Annotated in this window: 15 protein-coding genes; 10 read left to right on the forward strand and 5 right to left on the reverse strand. The window is 57.2% G+C overall.

Annotation, left to right across the window (positions count from 1 at the left end):
• The first annotated feature begins 2 nt into the window (after positions 1-2).
• The 5 genes from AC2FIT_RS04195 to AC2FIT_RS04215 are packed head-to-tail and all read left to right on the forward strand — an operon-like array spanning position 3 to position 5926.
• Positions 3-1073, forward strand: coding sequence for a ligand-gated ion channel (locus tag AC2FIT_RS04195; protein ID WP_496826931.1), 1071 nt, complete (start codon positions 3-5; stop codon positions 1071-1073).
• A gap of 16 nt (positions 1074-1089) precedes the next feature.
• Entirely contained in the window at positions 1090-2037 is a 948-nt protein-coding gene (locus tag AC2FIT_RS04200) for an ABC transporter permease (RefSeq protein ID WP_496826933.1), read from the forward strand.
• Entirely contained in the window at positions 2034-2849 is an 816-nt protein-coding gene (locus AC2FIT_RS04205; protein WP_496826935.1) for an ABC transporter permease, read from the forward strand. The genes AC2FIT_RS04200 and AC2FIT_RS04205 overlap by 4 nt, the downstream gene beginning before the upstream one ends.
• A complete protein-coding gene (locus AC2FIT_RS04210; protein ID WP_496826937.1) occupies positions 2846-4444 on the forward strand; it encodes an ABC transporter ATP-binding protein in 1599 nt (532 codons plus the stop codon). The genes AC2FIT_RS04205 and AC2FIT_RS04210 overlap by 4 nt, the downstream gene beginning before the upstream one ends.
• A gap of 30 nt (positions 4445-4474) precedes the next feature.
• Positions 4475-5926, forward strand: a complete 1452-nt coding sequence (locus AC2FIT_RS04215) for an aldehyde dehydrogenase family protein (protein ID WP_496826939.1) — start codon at positions 4475-4477, stop codon at positions 5924-5926.
• 3 nt (positions 5927-5929) lie between these two features.
• On the opposite strand, the gene pncB is transcribed toward AC2FIT_RS04215, so the two are convergent.
• A complete protein-coding gene (gene pncB / locus AC2FIT_RS04220; RefSeq protein ID WP_496826941.1) occupies positions 5930-7222 on the reverse strand; it encodes a nicotinate phosphoribosyltransferase in 1293 nt (430 codons plus the stop codon).
• Between the two features lie 166 nt (positions 7223-7388).
• Here pncB and AC2FIT_RS04225 point away from each other — a divergent pair, with 166 nt between their 5' ends.
• Positions 7389-7922, forward strand: a complete 534-nt coding sequence (locus AC2FIT_RS04225; RefSeq protein ID WP_496826943.1) for a hypothetical protein — start codon at positions 7389-7391, stop codon at positions 7920-7922.
• On the opposite strand, the gene pncA is transcribed toward AC2FIT_RS04225, so the two are convergent.
• Complete coding sequence (gene pncA, locus AC2FIT_RS04230; RefSeq protein ID WP_496826945.1) at positions 7919-8512, reverse strand: bifunctional nicotinamidase/pyrazinamidase; 594 nt, start codon at positions 8510-8512, stop codon at positions 7919-7921. The genes AC2FIT_RS04225 and pncA overlap by 4 nt on opposite strands.
• Before the next feature lie 97 nt (positions 8513-8609).
• On the opposite strand from pncA, the gene trhO reads away from it, so the two are divergent.
• Together trhO and AC2FIT_RS04240 are read left to right on the forward strand one after the other, a co-directional pair.
• Positions 8610-9515 (forward strand): oxygen-dependent tRNA uridine(34) hydroxylase TrhO, encoded by a 906-nt coding sequence (gene trhO, locus AC2FIT_RS04235; protein ID WP_496826947.1) that lies wholly within the window; start codon positions 8610-8612, stop codon positions 9513-9515.
• A gap of 75 nt (positions 9516-9590) precedes the next feature.
• A complete protein-coding gene (locus tag AC2FIT_RS04240) occupies positions 9591-10094 on the forward strand; it encodes a potassium channel family protein (protein ID WP_496826949.1) in 504 nt (167 codons plus the stop codon).
• 4 nt (positions 10095-10098) lie between these two features.
• Here the strand turns inward: AC2FIT_RS04240 and AC2FIT_RS04245 are convergent, their stop codons facing one another.
• Entirely contained in the window at positions 10099-10428 is a 330-nt protein-coding gene (locus tag AC2FIT_RS04245; protein WP_496826951.1) for a hypothetical protein, read from the reverse strand.
• Between the two features lie 254 nt (positions 10429-10682).
• Here AC2FIT_RS04245 and AC2FIT_RS04250 point away from each other — a divergent pair, with 254 nt between their 5' ends.
• Together AC2FIT_RS04250 and AC2FIT_RS04255 are read left to right on the forward strand one after the other, a co-directional pair.
• A complete protein-coding gene (locus AC2FIT_RS04250; RefSeq protein ID WP_496826953.1) occupies positions 10683-13121 on the forward strand; it encodes a GcvT family protein in 2439 nt (812 codons plus the stop codon).
• Positions 13121-14464: an MmgE/PrpD family protein gene (locus tag AC2FIT_RS04255; RefSeq protein WP_496826955.1), complete on the forward strand. Its 1344-nt coding sequence runs from the start codon at positions 13121-13123 to the stop codon at positions 14462-14464. The genes AC2FIT_RS04250 and AC2FIT_RS04255 overlap by 1 nt, the downstream gene beginning before the upstream one ends.
• A gap of 64 nt (positions 14465-14528) precedes the next feature.
• On the opposite strand, the gene AC2FIT_RS04260 is transcribed toward AC2FIT_RS04255, so the two are convergent.
• Both AC2FIT_RS04260 and motA read right to left on the reverse strand, forming a co-directional pair.
• Positions 14529-16673, reverse strand: coding sequence for a hypothetical protein (locus tag AC2FIT_RS04260; protein ID WP_496826957.1), 2145 nt, complete (start codon positions 16671-16673; stop codon positions 14529-14531).
• Positions 16670-17539 (reverse strand): flagellar motor stator protein MotA, encoded by an 870-nt coding sequence (motA, locus tag AC2FIT_RS04265; protein ID WP_496826959.1) that lies wholly within the window; start codon positions 17537-17539, stop codon positions 16670-16672. The genes AC2FIT_RS04260 and motA overlap by 4 nt, the downstream gene beginning before the upstream one ends.
• Positions 17540-17553: the final 14 nt, after the last annotated feature.

Here is a 17553-nt window from a genome sequence, read left to right on the forward strand (position 1 = left end):
TCATGAGACATTGCATTAAGGTTCTGGCGTTCTTTCTTGCCGCCTTGTTGCTTCCGGGGGGACTAGGCGCGCAAGGCTTGTTTCATGGGCACCAAGACAGGCTTGTTGGAACGCCGGACAATCCGCTGGAGGTTGGTGTCGGTATCAAGATCGATCAAATCACCGACGTCAATCAAAAGGCCGAGAACTATGGCGCCGTCGTTGTCCTGCGACTTGAGTGGACAGACCCCACGCTAGCATTCGACCGAGAAAACATGGGGCGAGATTTTCGGGTATTTGATCCTCCGGCTTTCGTTACCCATGCGGCTAACCTCGATACAGTTATTCCGGCATTTGTCATTCACAATCAGCAATCGAACAGATGGATACATGAATCAGCCGCCGCCCTACGCTATGATGGGCATGTTACTTTTATCGAAAAATCCTCTCTGACCTTGCAGGCGCCGCATTTCAATTTCGTCAAATTCCCATTCGACACGCAGGAGTTTCATTTTGAGGTTGCCTCGGTATTCCCGTCCGAGTTTGTTCGCTTCTATACACTCGATGCATTTTCAGGCTTGGGCGACATGCTGGGCGAAGAGGAGTGGATTCTTGGAAACGAAAGACTTCTTGCTTCGACCACCATCGGCTTGTCCGGAAGGGAAAGTGATCAGGTAGAGCTTGTGTTCACGGGCACACGGCATCTGACCTACTACGTTATTCGAATCTTTCTGCCTATGCTGGTTCTGATCACCGTGGGCTGGGCCCTGTTCTTTCTGGATGAATACCAAAAAAGGATCGAAATCGCCGGCGGCAACTTGTTGGTTTTTGTGGCCTTTAACTGGGCGATTTCTGCTGACCTGCCAAAACTGGGATATCTGACGTTTTTGGATTTTGTTCTGCAATGCATGTTCCTGATGACCGGCGCGATCATAGTTTTTAACGTCGCCTTGCGAAGGATGAAGACTTCGGGCCGGGTAGGTAGCGCAAAGATGCTGGATAATTACGCGATCAAGTGGATCTATCCACTAGGATACGCAGCAATTGTCGGCTACGCGATTTTTGCCTATCTGCTGGACCCGGGCTTTATGTGACCCTAACGTAGCCTCAATGCTCCGCTATACCCTTAAACGCCTGATATCCCTGCTGATCAGCCTTGTGGTTGCGTCCGTGGTCATCTTTGTTGTGATCGAGGTCGCGCCCGGTGATCCGGCCTCGTTCATGCTGGGTGTGAACGCGCAAGAGGACACTCTGGCCGCCTTACGGGCCGAGTTGGGGTTGGATGTGCCCAAGGTTCAGCGGTATTTCAACTGGGTCAGCGGTATGCTGGTGGGGGATTTCGGAACATCCTATACCTATCGCACACCGGTGTCGCAGATGATCGCGGATCGGCTTTGGGTTTCGTTGCCTTTGGCGCTTTATGCGCTGGCACTGTCCACCCTGATCGCGTTCCCGGCCGGGATTTACGCCGCTGCACGCCGCGGCAAGCCGGGCGACCTGACGGTAATGGGAGCGACGCAGCTGGGCATTGCGGTGCCTAATTTCTGGTTTGCGATGATGCTGGTGCTGATCTTCGCAATCAACCTGCGATGGTTTAACGCGGGGGGGTTTGCAGGTTGGGAAAACGGCCTGTGGACGGGTCTGCACTCGCTAACCCTGCCTGCCATCGCACTCGCCCTGCCGCAAGCCGCGATTTTGGCGCGGGTCATGCGATCGTCGCTCTTGGATATTCTGGGCGAGGATTTCATGCGCACCGCCCGCGCCAAGGGGGTGTCCCGCCGTCAGGCATTGTGGCGGCACGGTGTGCGCAACGCTTTGATCCCGGTTCTGACCATCATCGGGCTGCAATTCTCTTTCCTGCTGGCGGGGTCGATCATCATCGAAAAGGTGTTCTATCTGCCGGGCTTAGGACGGTTGGTGTTTCAGGCGATCTCTGCGCGCGATCTGATTGTCGTGGAGTCAGTCGTCATGCTTCTGGTCTTCGCTGTCATCACGGTCAATTTTCTGGTTGACCTGGCCTATGCCGTCGTCGATCCAAGGCTAAGGAGCCGGACATGAGCCGCAACCTGATCCTTGGCGCGCTGCTGTCATCGCTGGTGCTGCTGGCGGCGTTGCTGTCGTTTATCTGGACGCCTTATGATCATACAGCGCTGGATATCCCGAACAAGTTACAGCCCCCCAGTACACAGCATTGGTTCGGAACAGACCATTTCGGGCGCGATATGTTCTCTATGATTATGATCGGCGCGCGTACATCCATCGCGGTGGCCCTGGTGGCAGTCGGTATCGGGATGACGCTGGGCATTCCGCTGGGCCTTATGGCCGCTGCGCGCAAAGGCACCTGGCTGGACGAGGTGATCATGCGCGGTAACGATCTGGTCTTTGCCTTCCCATCGCTGGTTATTGCCATCCTGATCACCGCGATCCTTGGCGCTGGCGCAATCAATGCAATCATCGCCATCGGCATCTTCAACATTCCTGTCTTTGCCCGCATCACACGCGGGGCGGCGCTTTCTCTTTGGGAACGCGAATTCATCCTTGCCGCGCGTGTCTCAGGCAAGGGCGCGGCGCGGATCTCAGCGGAACATATTCTGCCCAATGTGGCCAATTTGCTGATCGTGCAGGGAACCATCCAGTTCTCGCTTGGGATTCTGGCAGAGGCAGGCTTGTCCTATGTCGGACTGGGCGCGCAACCGCCAACGCCCAGTTGGGGGCGGATGCTGGCTGATGCGCAGACGATGGTCAGTTTTGCCCCGCATTTGGCTCTGATTCCGGGTTTGGCGATTATCGTCACGGTGATGGGTCTGAACCTGTTGGGCGATGGGTTACGAGACTGGCTGGACCCCCGCATCCGGGTGGCACGCGCATGAGCCTGTTGCGAATTGAAAACCTCTCTCTATCGATCCACAGCGTTGAGATTCTGAAACGCGTCAACCTGTCTATCGCACCTGGTCGGATTGTGGCCGTGACGGGTGAAAGCGGCTCGGGCAAGTCGATGACTGCCCTGGCCGTGATGCAATTGCTGCCGAACGGAGCACAGGCAAGCGGGTCCGTTTTGCTTGAGGACCAGAACCTGTTGACCCTGTCGGAGTCCAAGATGTGCACCCTGCGCGGCGCCTCGGTCGGCATGGTGTTTCAAGAGCCGATGACCGCCTTGAACCCGGTCAAGACCATCGGCGATCAGGTGATGGAGACGATCCTCATCCACAAGGCCATGTCACGCAGCCAGGCTCAGGCACGCGCGCAAGAGGTGCTGACGCGCGTCGGGCTGCCCCAAGACCGGTTCCCGCTATCACGCTACCCACATGAGCTTTCGGGCGGCCAGCGCCAAAGGGTCGTTATCGCAATGGCCATCGCGCTGCGCCCCAAGCTGTTGATTGCGGATGAACCAACCACCGCGCTGGACGTGACGACACAGGCACAAATCCTCGACCTGCTCAAAGGGCTGGTGCGCGAGTTCGGGATGGGCCTATTGATGATCACCCATGATCTGGCGGTTGTAGCCGACATGGCGGATGAGATCGTTGTCATGCGCCATGGTGAGGTGGTTGAAAGTGGGGCCACAACTGACCTGCTTCAAAACATGCAACACCCTTACACACGGATGCTGTTCAAGGCCTCGGGCCATCAGGTGACCCTGCCAGAACGGCCGCAGCCTCAGCCATTGCTTGAGGTCAGGAACGTCATCCGAACGTATCGCTTGCCGCGGAAAGGGTTGTTCGACAGGCCAGAGCATCACCGGGCCGTGGATGACGTCAGCTTTGCCCTGAACCGTGGTGAACGCCTTGGTCTGGTCGGAGAGTCTGGTTGTGGAAAATCGACCCTAACAAAGGCAATTTTAGGGTTGGATCAAGTACAGGCAGGTGAGATCCGATTGGATGGCCAAGCAGTTTTTTCAGGCCACAAACCCAACCTCGCAGTCCGCCGTAAGATGCATGTGGTGTTTCAGGACCCATATGGCAGTTTCAACCCACGACACCGCGTGGCTCGTTTGATCGCCGAACCTTTTCACTTGCTTGAAACCCCGCCCACAGGGTCCGAACGACAGGACCGCATCGCGGAAATGCTCAAAGCTGTTGGTCTCAGCCCCGACGATGCAAGCAAGTACATTCATGAGTTTTCGGGGGGTCAACGGCAGCGGATCGCCATCGCCCGCGCCTTGGTCATACAACCTGAGCTGATCCTGTTTGATGAGGCGGTCTCGGCCCTTGACGTTTCGGTCAGGGCGCAGATCCTCGACCTGCTTGCCGAACTCTGCGCCACCTACAACCTGACCTACCTTTTCATCAGCCACGATTTGAGCGTCGTTCGCACGATCACTGACCGGGTGATGGTGATGCAGGCGGGAAAGATCGTCGAAGAGGGCGAGACCGATCAGGTCTTTGCCCAACCCAAACACCCCTATACCCAAAGCTTAATCAACGCCGCACCGACCTTGCCAGATATCAGCAACAACGTCGCGTGAGCGGGTTTTAGACCCTGAGGAGAGGAATTCATGTCTCATCCAATCTGGTTCAACACCGAACTATGTCTGATCGGCGGCGAATGGGTCAGGCCGGTATCGCGGGCGACACTTCCACTGACCAACCCATCGGACGGATCGGAACTCTGCCGGATTGCGCGCGGCGAAACGGCGGATATCAGCGCAGCGGTGCAGGCGGCGCATAAGGCATTGGACGGCGATTGGGGGCGAAAAACTGCGTTGGAGCGGGGGCGCATACTAACGCGGCTGGGGCAGTTGGTGCTGGAGAAGATAGACGACCTCGCACAGCTTGAAGCGATGGATGTGGGCAAACCGCTTACGCAGGCACGTGCGGATGCGGTGGCATTGGCCCGGTACTGCGAGTTTTATGGCGGCGCGGCGGATAAGGTGATGGGTGAGACCATCCCGTATCTGGATGGCTACACAGTATACACACTGAGAGAGCCGCATGGCGTCACGGGTCATATCGTACCGTGGAATTACCCAATGCAGATCATTGGACGCTCGGTCGGGGCGGCGCTGGCGATGGGCAATGCCTGTGTCCTGAAACCAGCGGAAGAGGCCTGCCTGACCGCACTGGCCTTTGCCCATCTGGCGCAACAGGCTGGCCTGCCGACTGGCGCGCTGAACGTCGTGCCCGGTCTAGGGGCCGAGGCTGGGGCAGCGTTGTCAGCAAATCCGGGCGTGCATCATATTTCCTTCACCGGCTCAGTTGCGACCGGAGCGCTTGTCCAGCAGGCCGCCGGGCGCAACGTGGTGCCGGTAACGTTGGAATTGGGCGGGAAATCCCCGCAGCTGGTGTTTGACGATGCCGATCTTGATGCCGCCCTGCCCTTTTTGGTGAATGCGGGTATTCAGAATGCCGGGCAGACATGCTCGGCCTCGTCCCGAATTCTGGTCCAGCGCGGCGTGTATGATCAGGTCAAAACGCGCATGGCAGCGGCGTATGCCGACCTGAAGGTCGGCCCTGCGCAAGAGAATTTGCCGCTCGGCCCCCTGATTTCAGCGCGGCAAAAGGACATTGTAGAAGGCTTTTTGGCCAATGGGTCTGATCTCAGCATCGCAGGTCAGGGGTGCATCGTTGAGCATGCGCCAGAAAACGGTGCCTATGTCCAGCCTACTCTTTTTGCTGATGTTCCACCGGATCACGTCTTGGCCCAAGACGAAATATTTGGCCCTGTACAGGTTCTGATTCCCTTCAACACCGAGGAAGACGCAGTTCGGATCGCCAACGCGACGGAGTACGGATTGGTCGCCAGCATCTGGACCCGCGATGGCGCCCGCCAGATGAGGCTGGCAAAACAGCTCCGCTCGGGGCAGGTGTTCGTAAATAATTACGGCGCGGGTGGCGGGGTGGAACTGCCGTTCGGCGGTGTCGGTAAATCCGGTCATGGCCGGGAAAAAGGGTTTGAGGCGCTCTATGGGTTCTCACAAGTAAAAACCGTGGCAGCGTATCATGGTTAGGGTCTAAACAATGACTTCCACCGATTCCTGCGCACCCACACCAAAGATCCGCTTGTAGCGCGCGATCTCATCTTTCGGACCCATTGCCTTTTCGGGGTTGTCCGACAGTTTCACGGTCGGTCGGCCATTGGCCGAAACCGCTTTGCAAACCAGCGAGAATGGCGCCAGTGCGTCATTCGGGACCAGTCCGCGGAAATCATTGGTTAGCAATGTGCCCCAACCAAAGGATACCTTGGTGCGATGGGCGAACTGGCTGTGCAGCTCCTGGATTTTCCCAACGTCCAAACCATCCGAGAAAATGATCCGCTTTTGCCTCGGGTCTTCGCCGCGCGATTTCCACCAGTTGATAGCAATCTCAGCCCCTGCAGCCGGGTCGCCGCTATCCACGCGAATGCCGGTCCAACCAGCCAGCCAGTCCGGCGCGCGGTCCAGAAATCCCTGAGTTCCGTAGGTGTCGGGCAGAATAATGCGCAGGTTCCCATCATGTTCTTCGTGCCAGTCGCTCAGCACGTCATAGGGGGCTTGCGCCAGTTCTTCATCTGAGTCGGCCAGCGCAGAATAGACCATCGGCAGTTCATGCGCGTTTGTACCGATCGCTTCAACCTCGCGCCGCATGGCGATCAGACAGTTCGAGGTGCCGGAAAACGCGGGCCCAAGGCCTTCTATCATCGCCTGCACGCACCAGTCCTGCCACAGAAACGAATGTCGCCGCCTTGTGCCAAAATCCGCAATCCCCAAGCCGTCGATCTTGCGTAGCTTTTCGATCTTTTCCCAAACACGTGTCATGGCACGGGCGTAGAGCACTTGTAGCTCGAACCGGCGCATTTGGTTCAGAACCGCACGCGACCGCAGCTCCATCAGCACCGCCAGCGCCGGGATTTCCCACAGCATGACCTCATGCCACTTGCCCTCGAACGTCAGCTCATACTGATCGCCTTTCCGCTCAAGGTGATAGGGCGGCAGGCGCAGATTTTCGAACCATTCCATGAAATCCGACCGAAACATCTGACGTTTGCCGTAGAAGGTATTGCCGCGCAGCCAAGTGCTTTCGCCCCGACTGAGACCAAGCGAGCGGATGTGATCCAGTTGCTCGCGCAACTCACCTTCGTCGATCAGATTCGCCAGTGGAATGTGATTCGACCGATTGATCAGCGAAAAAACAACATCCGTTTGGGGCTTATTTCGAAACACTGACTGGCACATCAGCAGTTTGTAGAAGTCTGTGTCGATCAAAGACCGTACAATCGGGTCAATCTTCCATTTATGATTGTACACACGCGTCGCAATATCGACCATGGTAAAACTCCTGCGATTTCCGTTGTTAGATCAATAGGTGCGCGGATTGGCAAGAGTCGCTAAATTGATAACAATGACAAGTTGAGGTCACAAATCGAGCAAATTGTGTGGTCTTTTCATTGGTTAGTGAAAAGAAGGGGTTGGAAGAACAAGGTTTAGTTAGTGAATGGTTCTTGAGTACGATTTTGATATTGTGACGATCGCACCGGACGAAGTCGATCCCGAACATGGTGTTGCCGCCATGAAGGGTCACCGGGCCGTTCGCGCGTCTTTTCGCAACGCCCGAACCATCGCGGCCTTGCACAGCGCGTCCCCTAAGATTCGCCGCATATTTCTGGAATCCGGGTTCAGCCTGGAATCAAAAGGCAATGGTCTGCCACACGGGTATTACCGGTCCGAGGATGCCGCAGATCGCGAGCGTATTTTAAAGCGGCTGTTTGCAAACATCCGAAATATGGGCGTTCAAGGCGAATACTGCGGCGACTTCGACTTCTGGCAATTTCTGGATGATGTGCGGCGCGCCCGACCGAGGGCAGAAATAACCCGCGAGGTACCGGATTGGACGCCAAAGACCCGGCAAGCCGAGGTGAATAAACCAAAGCGACGCTCGATCCAGGGTCGTATCGGCTTTGCGCTAGGTCTGGCGGTGATCGTGATTGTCGTTCTCAGGTACCTGGCCTCCCAAGGCACCACACCCTAGGTCAGCGTAACGCCCGCATCTCTCATCGCTGTTTGGGCGGCGGTCAGCGACCCGTCCATATCAATGGCGCGACATGCGTCCATGCAAACGGCTACCTCAAACCCTAGCCGCGCAGCGTCCACGGCCGAGAAATGGACGCAGAAATCTGTTGCCAGTCCGACAAGGGTCAACCTGTTGATCCCTCGGGTCCTCAGATACCCCTCCAGCCCGGTTGGGGTCGTTTGGTCATTTTCGAAAAAGGCGGAATAGCTGTCGATTGCGTGGCGGAACCCCTTTCGGATGATCAGGTCACCATCTGTACGCAAGTTCGGGTGAAACGCCGCGCCTTGTGTTCCCTGTACGCAATGATCCGGCCACAACACCTGTGGGCCATAAGGCATTTCGGTAAGGTCAAACGGGTTTTTCCCGTCGTGAGAACTGGCGAATGAGGAATGCCCCTCCGGATGCCAGTCTTGCGTCAGGATCACGGCATCAAAGTCGTCCATCATGGCGTTGATCGGGGCCACGATCTCATCCCCGCCGGATACGGCCAACGCACCACCGGGGCAGAAATCGTTCTGGACGTCGATTACAAGCAGGGCATGGGTCATCACGGTCTCCGTCAGGTTGCCACATCGGTAAGCGGATGAAAGGGGGGCGTCAATCCAATCCCTTGCGACTCTTTCAGCGCGGGTTTAGACCGCGCACATGTACACGATTGCCGCCTTATATCATTTCACCCGTTTCCCCGACCACGCTGCCCTGCGCGAGCCGTTGATACAGCTATGTCGCGCGCAAGGGGTCAAAGGCACACTGCTGCTGGCGCAAGAGGGGATCAATGGCACCATTGCCGGACCACGAGCGGGGATCGACGAAGTACTGGCCCATATCCGTGCCCTGCCCGGCTGTGCCGATCTGGAGTGGAAAGAGGCGACCGCCGATCATCCACCCTTTGGCAAGATGAAAGTCCGCCTGAAGAATGAGATCGTGACAATGGGCCAGCCGGATATCGATCCCCGTGCCCGCGTTGGCCACTATGTCGACCCCGAGGATTGGAACGATCTGATCCGTTCAGACGATGTTGTGGTGATCGACACTCGCAATGATTACGAGGTCGCGATTGGCACGTTTGAAGGCGCAATAGACCCTGAAACAGCCAGTTTCCGCGAGTTTCCGGCCTGGTGGGCGGAGAATAAGGATCGGTTCCATAACAAGCGCGTCGCGATGTTCTGCACCGGCGGCATCCGCTGTGAGAAGTCGACGAATTTCCTGTTGGGGCAAGGGGTCGAGGATGTGTACCACCTGAAGGGTGGCATCCTGCGCTATCTCGAGGAAATGCCTGCCGAAGACAGCGCCTGGCAGGGTGAATGTTTTGTATTCGACAATCGTGTCTCAGTCGGGCACGGGCTGGTCGAAGGCCCGCACAATCTGTGTCACGGGTGCCGCCGTCCGATCCTGCCCGAAGACATGAAGCGCCCTGAATACGAACATGGTGTGTCTTGCCACAACTGCATTCACGAGACATCCGAGGCCGACAAGATGCGTTTTCGCGAGCGGCAGAAACAGATCGCCCTGGCACGCCAGCGCGGACACGAGCATCTGGGCACCGACTAAGGCACTGATAAACAAGGTTGCAGGGGCGGGTCGGAAAGCCGATCATCATACCCGTATCACCCGACCGGAGGTATCATGCGCCGCGAGCCAAAAACGCTGGAAGAGTGGAAGTCGACCCTGGTCGCCGCGCTTGGCCTAGTGATTGTCAGCTTTGTCGCCTGGTTTGGGCTGTCCCGTCTGAGTGAGACGACCGCCGGCGACAAGATCGGTACGGCCACAACGATACTGCTGATGATCTGGCTGGTGTCGCAGACCTGGTACTCAATGACTCAGGTCAAATCGCCAAAGCGCCAGCTTTTGCTGATGGGGATATCCTTTATTCAGGTCGTCCCCTTCCTGTTTGCCGCCGTCTACGGCTCGTTCGGATATTACGACCTGTGTGTTGTCGGCGCTAAAGGGCCATCCGATGTTCTGTATTTTTCCTATGTCACCTTTACGACGGTGGGCTTTGGCGATCTGCGTCCTGCGGGTCTGTGCCGTGGGCTGGCGGTGGCCGAGGCGATTACCGGCTATATCCTGTTAGGCCTGTTCGTCGCCGCGGCTGTCGGGATTTACGCGCGCGATCACAAAAGGGACTGACCGCTTACTTGTTGCGGTCGATCCACAAGGACATGGCGTGTTTGTCGCGGAAACACTCGGACGGGATCGGCCTACGTTTGCTGCGCGAGATACGTTCAGCAAAAGCCACCTGTTTGCCTGTGGGATAGTTGGCGAAAGGTGACGGGTCATGCGGTTTATGCGCCGAAATCCAAGCCGACATTGACTTACGGTCGCGCTGCGCCTCAACAGGAATATCCAGCGCAGACTGTTTGGCGATAGCGCGGGCATAGCGCATCTGTCGGTCGGTAACGGGTAGCAGGTGATAGTCGTTCGACGGGCCGCCCAAGGCGGTGCTTTGCGTGTGTTGGGCCATCGGATGTTCCTCTGACTGTATAGAACAAAGATGGAACATTAACAGTTTATTTCAAGTGGGGGCGCCGGGGACTCGGCGGAAATATGCCAGGCCAGCCTTTTTTGACTGACAAACCAAAAAAGATAACTCTGCAGAAACCGGACCTCTGCGCCTGTTCCCGACATTTCGCGTCGGGAACAGAGCATAAGCTGGCCGTGACCTGTGGCTGACTTTCATGAACGGGCACGCACGCATACGATCAGGAGGAAAGCCCCATGAAAACCCACGCACAGGCCGTTGTGATTGGTGGAGGGCTGGTCGGATGCTCGATCCTTTACCATCTGGCCAAGCTCGGCTGGACCGATGTGGTCTTGCTGGAGCGTGATGAGCTGACCTCGGGGTCGACCTGGCACGCGGCGGCGAATATCCACGGGCTGCATGACAACAACAACATCACCCGCATCCAACACTACACAATGAACCTGTATAAGGAGTTGGAAAAGGAAACCGGGCAAGGCTGCGGCGTGTTCCAACCCGGCTCACTGTACCTGGCTCAGACAGAGGATCGCGAGCACCAACTGCGCCTGCAAGAAGCCAAGGCGCGGTTTTATGGCCTGAATTTCCACGAGATCAGCCGTGAGCAAGCGAAAGAGCTGCACCCGCTGGCACAGTTCGATGACATCCGATGCATCATGTACGAACCCGATGGCGGCAACGTGGATCCCTCGGGCGTGACAATGGCCTACGCTGCCGGTGCGCGTGCGCTCGGGGCAACGATTGAGCGGTTTTGTCCCGTAATAGGGACGGAACAGCAGCCTGATGGCTCGTGGATCGTACGTACTGAGAAAGGCGATATCCATGCGCAATGGGTAGTGAATGCCGGGGGTCTCTGGGGTCGTGAGGTCGCGGCACTGGCCGGTATCGAGCTGCCGTTGCAACCGACCGAACACCAGTATTTCGTGACCGAGGCAATTGACGAGGTTGCGTCTCTGGGCCACCGCTTGCCCTCGATCGCTGACCGTGACGGCGAATACTACTTCCGTCAGGAAGGCAACGGGTTGCTGATCGGCGCCTATGAGAAGGACATGAAATTCTGGGCAGAAAACGGCACCCCGCTGGACTTTGCCCATGATCTGTTCCCTGACGATCTGGACCGGATCATGGAGAATGTGATCCGCGCCACTGAGCGGGTTCCGGTTGCTGCAACCGCAGGGGTAAAAAGGGTAATCAATGGCCCGATGATCTGGTCGCCCGACAGCAATGCGATTTGGGGGCCGGTGCCCGAGTTGCGGAACTACTTCTGTTGCACAGGTATTATCCCCGGCTTCTCGCAATCCGGCGGCCTAGGCTTGCTGTCCGCACAATGGATGATTGAGGGTGAGCCGCAATACGACATGTTCGCCTGGGATCTGGCCCGATTTGGAGACTGGGCCGACAAGGCGTTCACCAAGGCCCGTGTCGAAGACGCATATACGCACCGTTTCGCCATTCACTTTCCGAACGAAGAACGAAGCGCCGGCCGCCCTGCCCGCGTTCGCCCGGCCTATGAAATGCAAAAAAAGATGGGCTGCGTGTTTGGACTGAATTGTGGCTGGGAACACCCGCTATGGTTCGCAGATCAGCCCGGCACGACCGAGACCAACGGCTTTACCCGCCAGAACTGGTGGGAGCCTGTGGGCCGTGAGGTGCAGATGCTGCGCGATCATGTTGGCGTCATAGATATTTCGAATTTCGCCAACTACGTGATCAAAGGCCCGGGCGCACATGACTGGCTGGACCGCTTGGTCGCCAACCGAGTGCCAACCGAAATCGGGCGCTCATGCCTGACGCCGCTGATCTCGGTGCGCGGTGGTGTGGCGGGCGATTTTACCATCACCAAGGTCGCTGAAGACGAATACATGATGATCGGCTCCGGCATGGCCGAACGCTATCATCAGCGTTTTTTCAATATGGTCGACCTACCGAACGACACCACGTTTGAAGTCGCCACTGACCGTATCGCGGGCGTCAACGTTGCCGGACCCAAGTCGCGCGATCTTTTGCAGCGCTTGACCAATGCGGACCTGTCGAACGAAGGGTTCCGGTTCATGCGATCTCGAATGATCGAGGTCGCCGGGGTCACCTGCCTCGCCATTCGCGTCAGCTTTACAGGTGATTTGGGGTGGGAGCTGCACTGTGCCGAGAGCGATCAAATAAGGCTCTATTCCGCGCTTATTGATGCGGCTAAAGATCTAGGTGGGGGTCCTGTGGGCGGTCGCGCACTGGGATCGCTGCGCATCGAAAAAGGCTATGGCTCATGGGGGCGTGAGTACTCTCAGGAATACTGGCCACAAGAGGTTGGGCTAGCGGGCCTTATCAAGCTGGAAAAGGACTTCCTGAACAAGCAAGCCTATCTTGCCATTGAGGATAACCCAGCCCGTGAAGTTCTGACGATTTTCGAGGTCGACGCGGTCGAGGCTGACGCAACCGGAGGGGAGCCGATCTTTACCCCCGATGGCACCCCCGTGGGTCGCGTGACGTCAGGCGCATATGGGTATTCGGTAGGTAAATCTCTGGCCATTGGATACGCTGACCCCAAAGTGGCAGGCCCAGGTGATACAGTCGAAGTCTTTATTCTGGGCAAACCGCACAAAGCCAAAATCCTCGCGGAACCGCCATTCGATCCCAAGGGGTACAAGCTGCGTGACGTCCAGCCGGTTGCCGAGACGATCTGATGGCCGGGACCTTCTCAAGCGTTGCAGATTTTGCCCTGAACCGCAGCGCGGATGAGATGCCCGAAAGCGCCAAACAGGCGGCGGCGCTGATGATGCTGGATACGATGGGCATCCTGATCGCATCCGGCCCGATGGAGGCCGGGGTGATCGCGCGCGATACGGCCGCGCTGCTTTATGCCAGTTCAGACGCGCGTTTTAGCGCGCGCATGGCCTTTGATGGCCGCTCGGTCAGCATGGCCGGGGCGGCTTTTGCAGGGGCGACCCAGATCGACAATCTGGATGGTCACGATGGCTATCAACCCACAAAGGGGCATATTGGCGTGGTGGTACTGCCAGCGCTGATTGCATTGGCCGAGCATTGCCCTGATCTGACAGGCCCCGACGCGTTGGCGACCGTGATAACCGGGTACGAAATCGCCGGTCGCGCCGGGCTGTCGTTGCACGCATCGGTGAGCGACTATCATACGTCAGGTGCGTGGAATGCGTTGGGCGTGGTCGCAATGGCCGCTCGGCTGCGGGGCCATACGCCGAACGAACTGCGTCAGGCGATGGGTATTGCCGAATACCACGGCCCCCGCAGCCAGATGATGCGCGAGATAGCCAATCCAACGATGCTGCATGACGGGTCGGGATGGGGGGCGCTGGTCGGTCTTTCCGCCGCGATCCTGGCCGAGCGCGGATTTACCGGAGCACCCGCTATTACAATCGAGGCAGAGTCAGCAGCAACTCATTGGGCTGATCTGGGCCAGTTCTGGCAGGTCGAGCATCAATATGTGAAACCGTACCCGGTTTGTCGTTGGGCCCATGCATCAATAGATGCCGTGCGTTTGGTGATGCGGGACAACAACCTGACACACACGCAGATTCGATCTGTTCAAATCAATACATTCCATCAGGCGGCATGTTTGTATGCCGGGATGCCCGCAACGACGTCGCAGGCGCAATACTCACTCCCCTTCGCGGTCGCCGCGCAAGCCATCCATGGCCGGATTGGCGTAGAGCATATTTCGGGCTCTGGCTTGTCGGACCCGACGATTGCCGAGTTTATTCCCCGTATCCATGTGACTGAAACGGATCGCCACAACACCCGTTTCCCCGTGGGCCGCTGGGCCGATGTCACGATCGAAACCACGGACGGTCAGCTTCTAAAATCCGAAGACGTCCACGCGCGGGGCGGCCCTGAGGCACCGATGCAACGGGGTGAAGTGATCGACAAATACCTGGGGTTTGCGGTGCCGGTCATTGGCCTGGCACGCGCCGAGGCGATCCGGGATGTTGTTTTGGGTTGGGTCGCGCCGGGCTCGCGATTTTCTGATCTGCCACCATTGATCTTTGAGCCCTGACGCACGGAGCTGTCTTGTTCCTATTTGTCGATTGACCTCCGGATTAGGGGATGCACAGCCAGACTCAGTTCTCAACCAGCGTTCCCAATAGGTCAGCAACCATTTGGCGGGTCTCTGCGCTGTCTCTCAGCAAGTTTTCCGCATCAGCCAATGGAGTGTCCAGCAGGCGACCCACTTCGGCGGTTAAGCCCAGCGTCGATTTGATGACCAGATCGAACTTTTCGCTTTGCGCCAACTCCGCCTCACCTGTCTGATCGGCCAGCCAGTACAACCGGCTTGCATCATCCGCACGGCCCGCATCACGCATCAAGGCCCCCGCTGCGGCAAATTCACCGACGGCCTGTAAGGCTTCGGCTCGCAAATCTATCGCCTCCTCTGTGTGGTCGTCTTCCAGCTCAAGCAATGCCTGATGCGGGCGTTGGTCCAAAAGCGCTGCTCTGGCGCGCACGCGCGCTAGCTCGTCTGTTCTGAGCCTATCCTGAGGACGGTTTGCCAAAGCCCGCGCCTGTCTTGAAAAACCAAGCTCGGTCAGCCGGTTCGCAACAGCAATGGCTGTATCAGTTGTAAGCCCGTCGGATTGCTTTTGCGGCAAAGCCAGAATACGGCGTGAAAAGGTGGCATCTTCTGCCCGCTCCGTAAGAATAAGCACCACGCGGTTTAATGCGTCCGCGGTATCCTCGTCCTCGGGAAGCTCGGCCAATGCATCCAATGCGGCATCGAAATCTTGACCCAGGCTAAGCGCGACTGCGTGGGTCCGTTGCATCATTTCGCCAATGCCAGCATGGCGAAATTCAACCGTGTAGGAGTCCGCCAATTCCAGTTCTTTGGGCGAGATCGCGCCACGTTCACGCCAACGTTTGTCCACCAAACGCGCCAGTGCAAGGGGTGCCTCGAACGTGGCGTCCGAGGCTTCGATGGCTTCGGTCAACAATGCTTCGGTCTTTGGGGCATCCCCTTCAGCGGATGCGACACTTGCCTTGGCATGCGCAAGGCTCGCATTCGTCTGAGTGTTGACGCGATCAACCGAGCGCAATACGCGCCGCGCAGCCTCCAGTTCCCTTCCATCTACCAGAATATCGGAAAGTGCCGGACCAACATGGCGCCGCAAGTGATCAGGCAACCGGACAAAGCTTTGTTCGATCGCTGTCAGATTGGCGTCTTCTTGCAGGTGCCCTTCGGTCAGAGCCGCCCAAAGGGCTGCATCACTGTCGCATCGCTGAAGCCCGGCAAACGGGTTGTTTTCGGTCAAAGGCCCGTTGTCCAGAACACGCCCAATGGCGGCGACACGATCAGTTTCTAGTGTTTGGTCGCCCAGTAAATTTAGGGTCGTCATCGCTTCGGCGCCAAAGCCGGAATAGGCATAAAGCTTTGCCAGTTCAAACGCCTTCTGCGTATCAACGTTGTCGAACTCCTGATACAATTCGGACCTAAGATATGCGGCCTGTACGGCGAATGGTCTGCCATCTGACCAGTCTTCAAACGCCAGTTCGTTGCGGGACACACAGTCGCGACGTTGCTTCAACTCGGGGATATCCGGCCCAAGAAGACCTTCAAGATCGTCCAGGATAGACGTAACCTGAATGTTCATCTCCAAATCAGATGGTAAAAACACCTCTTGCTTGCTGGTCGAGGCTCTTGGTCCAACCGCCGCAATGTTCAGATCGATAATGTCCCGATCCGCGCCTTGCAAAAGACGGGTCGAAAGCTGGTCCTCGAACCCGTTTGCGTTCTGGTTTAACAGCGGTAAAGCCAACGTGTCCAAGGCCTGTTCCGATCCAGGTGCAGGTTCCTGTTTCCGGTTTTCGGGCAAAACCGGTAGGGGCACATCGCTGATCAGCGAAGGCGGCAAGCTACCGGGAGCGATATCAATCACGATCATTGTATTCTTGAACAGGTAGGCCGACGCGACACATTCGCAACCGAACTCCAATTCAAGGGCCGCGCCGGGCTTTGCCTGAGACATGGCGGTCAGCCGGTCTTGCGTCAGACGCCGGAAAACCGAGCTGGTGTCATACGTTGCATCCTTGAGAGCGACATGCAGCCGTGCGCCGTTTTTCGTGTGTTTCAGAACCCAGCCGGTGTCTTGCGGTACGTGAACAACAAGTCGGGTGAAACCTTCATGCTCGCCCGAGCGTACGGTAAAGTCTTTCGCTGCAGCCCCCGAGGCCGCCGCGATCATTGCAGCAGTAATTAGTGTGAACCGGTTCATGCTGCCGCCTGCTTGAGTTGTTTCAATGCCTCTTCCAACTCGGTAAAGCCGGGACGGTTGTGAGTGGGCGTGTTCTGACGCCCAACCTCGATACACATGGCGGCGTTATGGTTGTGCATATTTGCGACCAAAACTTCTTTGATCAGTTGGTAGAAATGATTGTCCTCTTCAACAACCGCCTTCAATTTACCCGCAAACGGACCAACCAGACCGTAAGCTAAAAACACGCCCAGAAAGGTCCCCACCAGCGCCCCCCCGATCAGCTTGCCCAAGACCTCTGGCGGCTGGTCGATCGAGCTCATCGTTTTAATCACACCCAGAACCGCCGCAACGATACCCAAGGCGGGCAAACCGTCCGCAACCGTCTGCAAGGCGTGACTAGGGTGCATTGCGCGGTGGAAATTTGCCTCCATCCGTTTGTCCAAAACTTCTTCCACCTGGTGCGGATCGTCGTAATTCATCGAAGCTGACCGCATCGTGTCGCAAATCAGATCAACAGCCTCTTTATCAGCTTGTATCTTCGGATAGGCAGAAAACAGCGACGAGTTCTCAGGGTCTTCTATGTGGTGCTCAACCTCCACCGGGTTCGCCTTGGCAATTCGGATCAGCGAGAACAGCAGACACAGCAAATCACGGTAGTCCTCGGGCTTCCATTTCGGCCCCCGGAAGACTTTTCTCATATCCGTGACCGTGTGCTTTACAGCACTCGAGTCATTACTGATCATAAAGGCACCGACGGCTGCGCCGCCGATAATCATCATTTCAAACGGTAGCGACTTCATAATGATGGTCATCGTGCCGCCCGCCGCCAGATAGCCGCCGAACACCATTGCGAAAATGATGACAATTCCGATAACTCCGATCATGGGTGATCTCCGTC

It is taken from the genome of Ruegeria sp. YTSA135, from assembly GCF_059610165.1.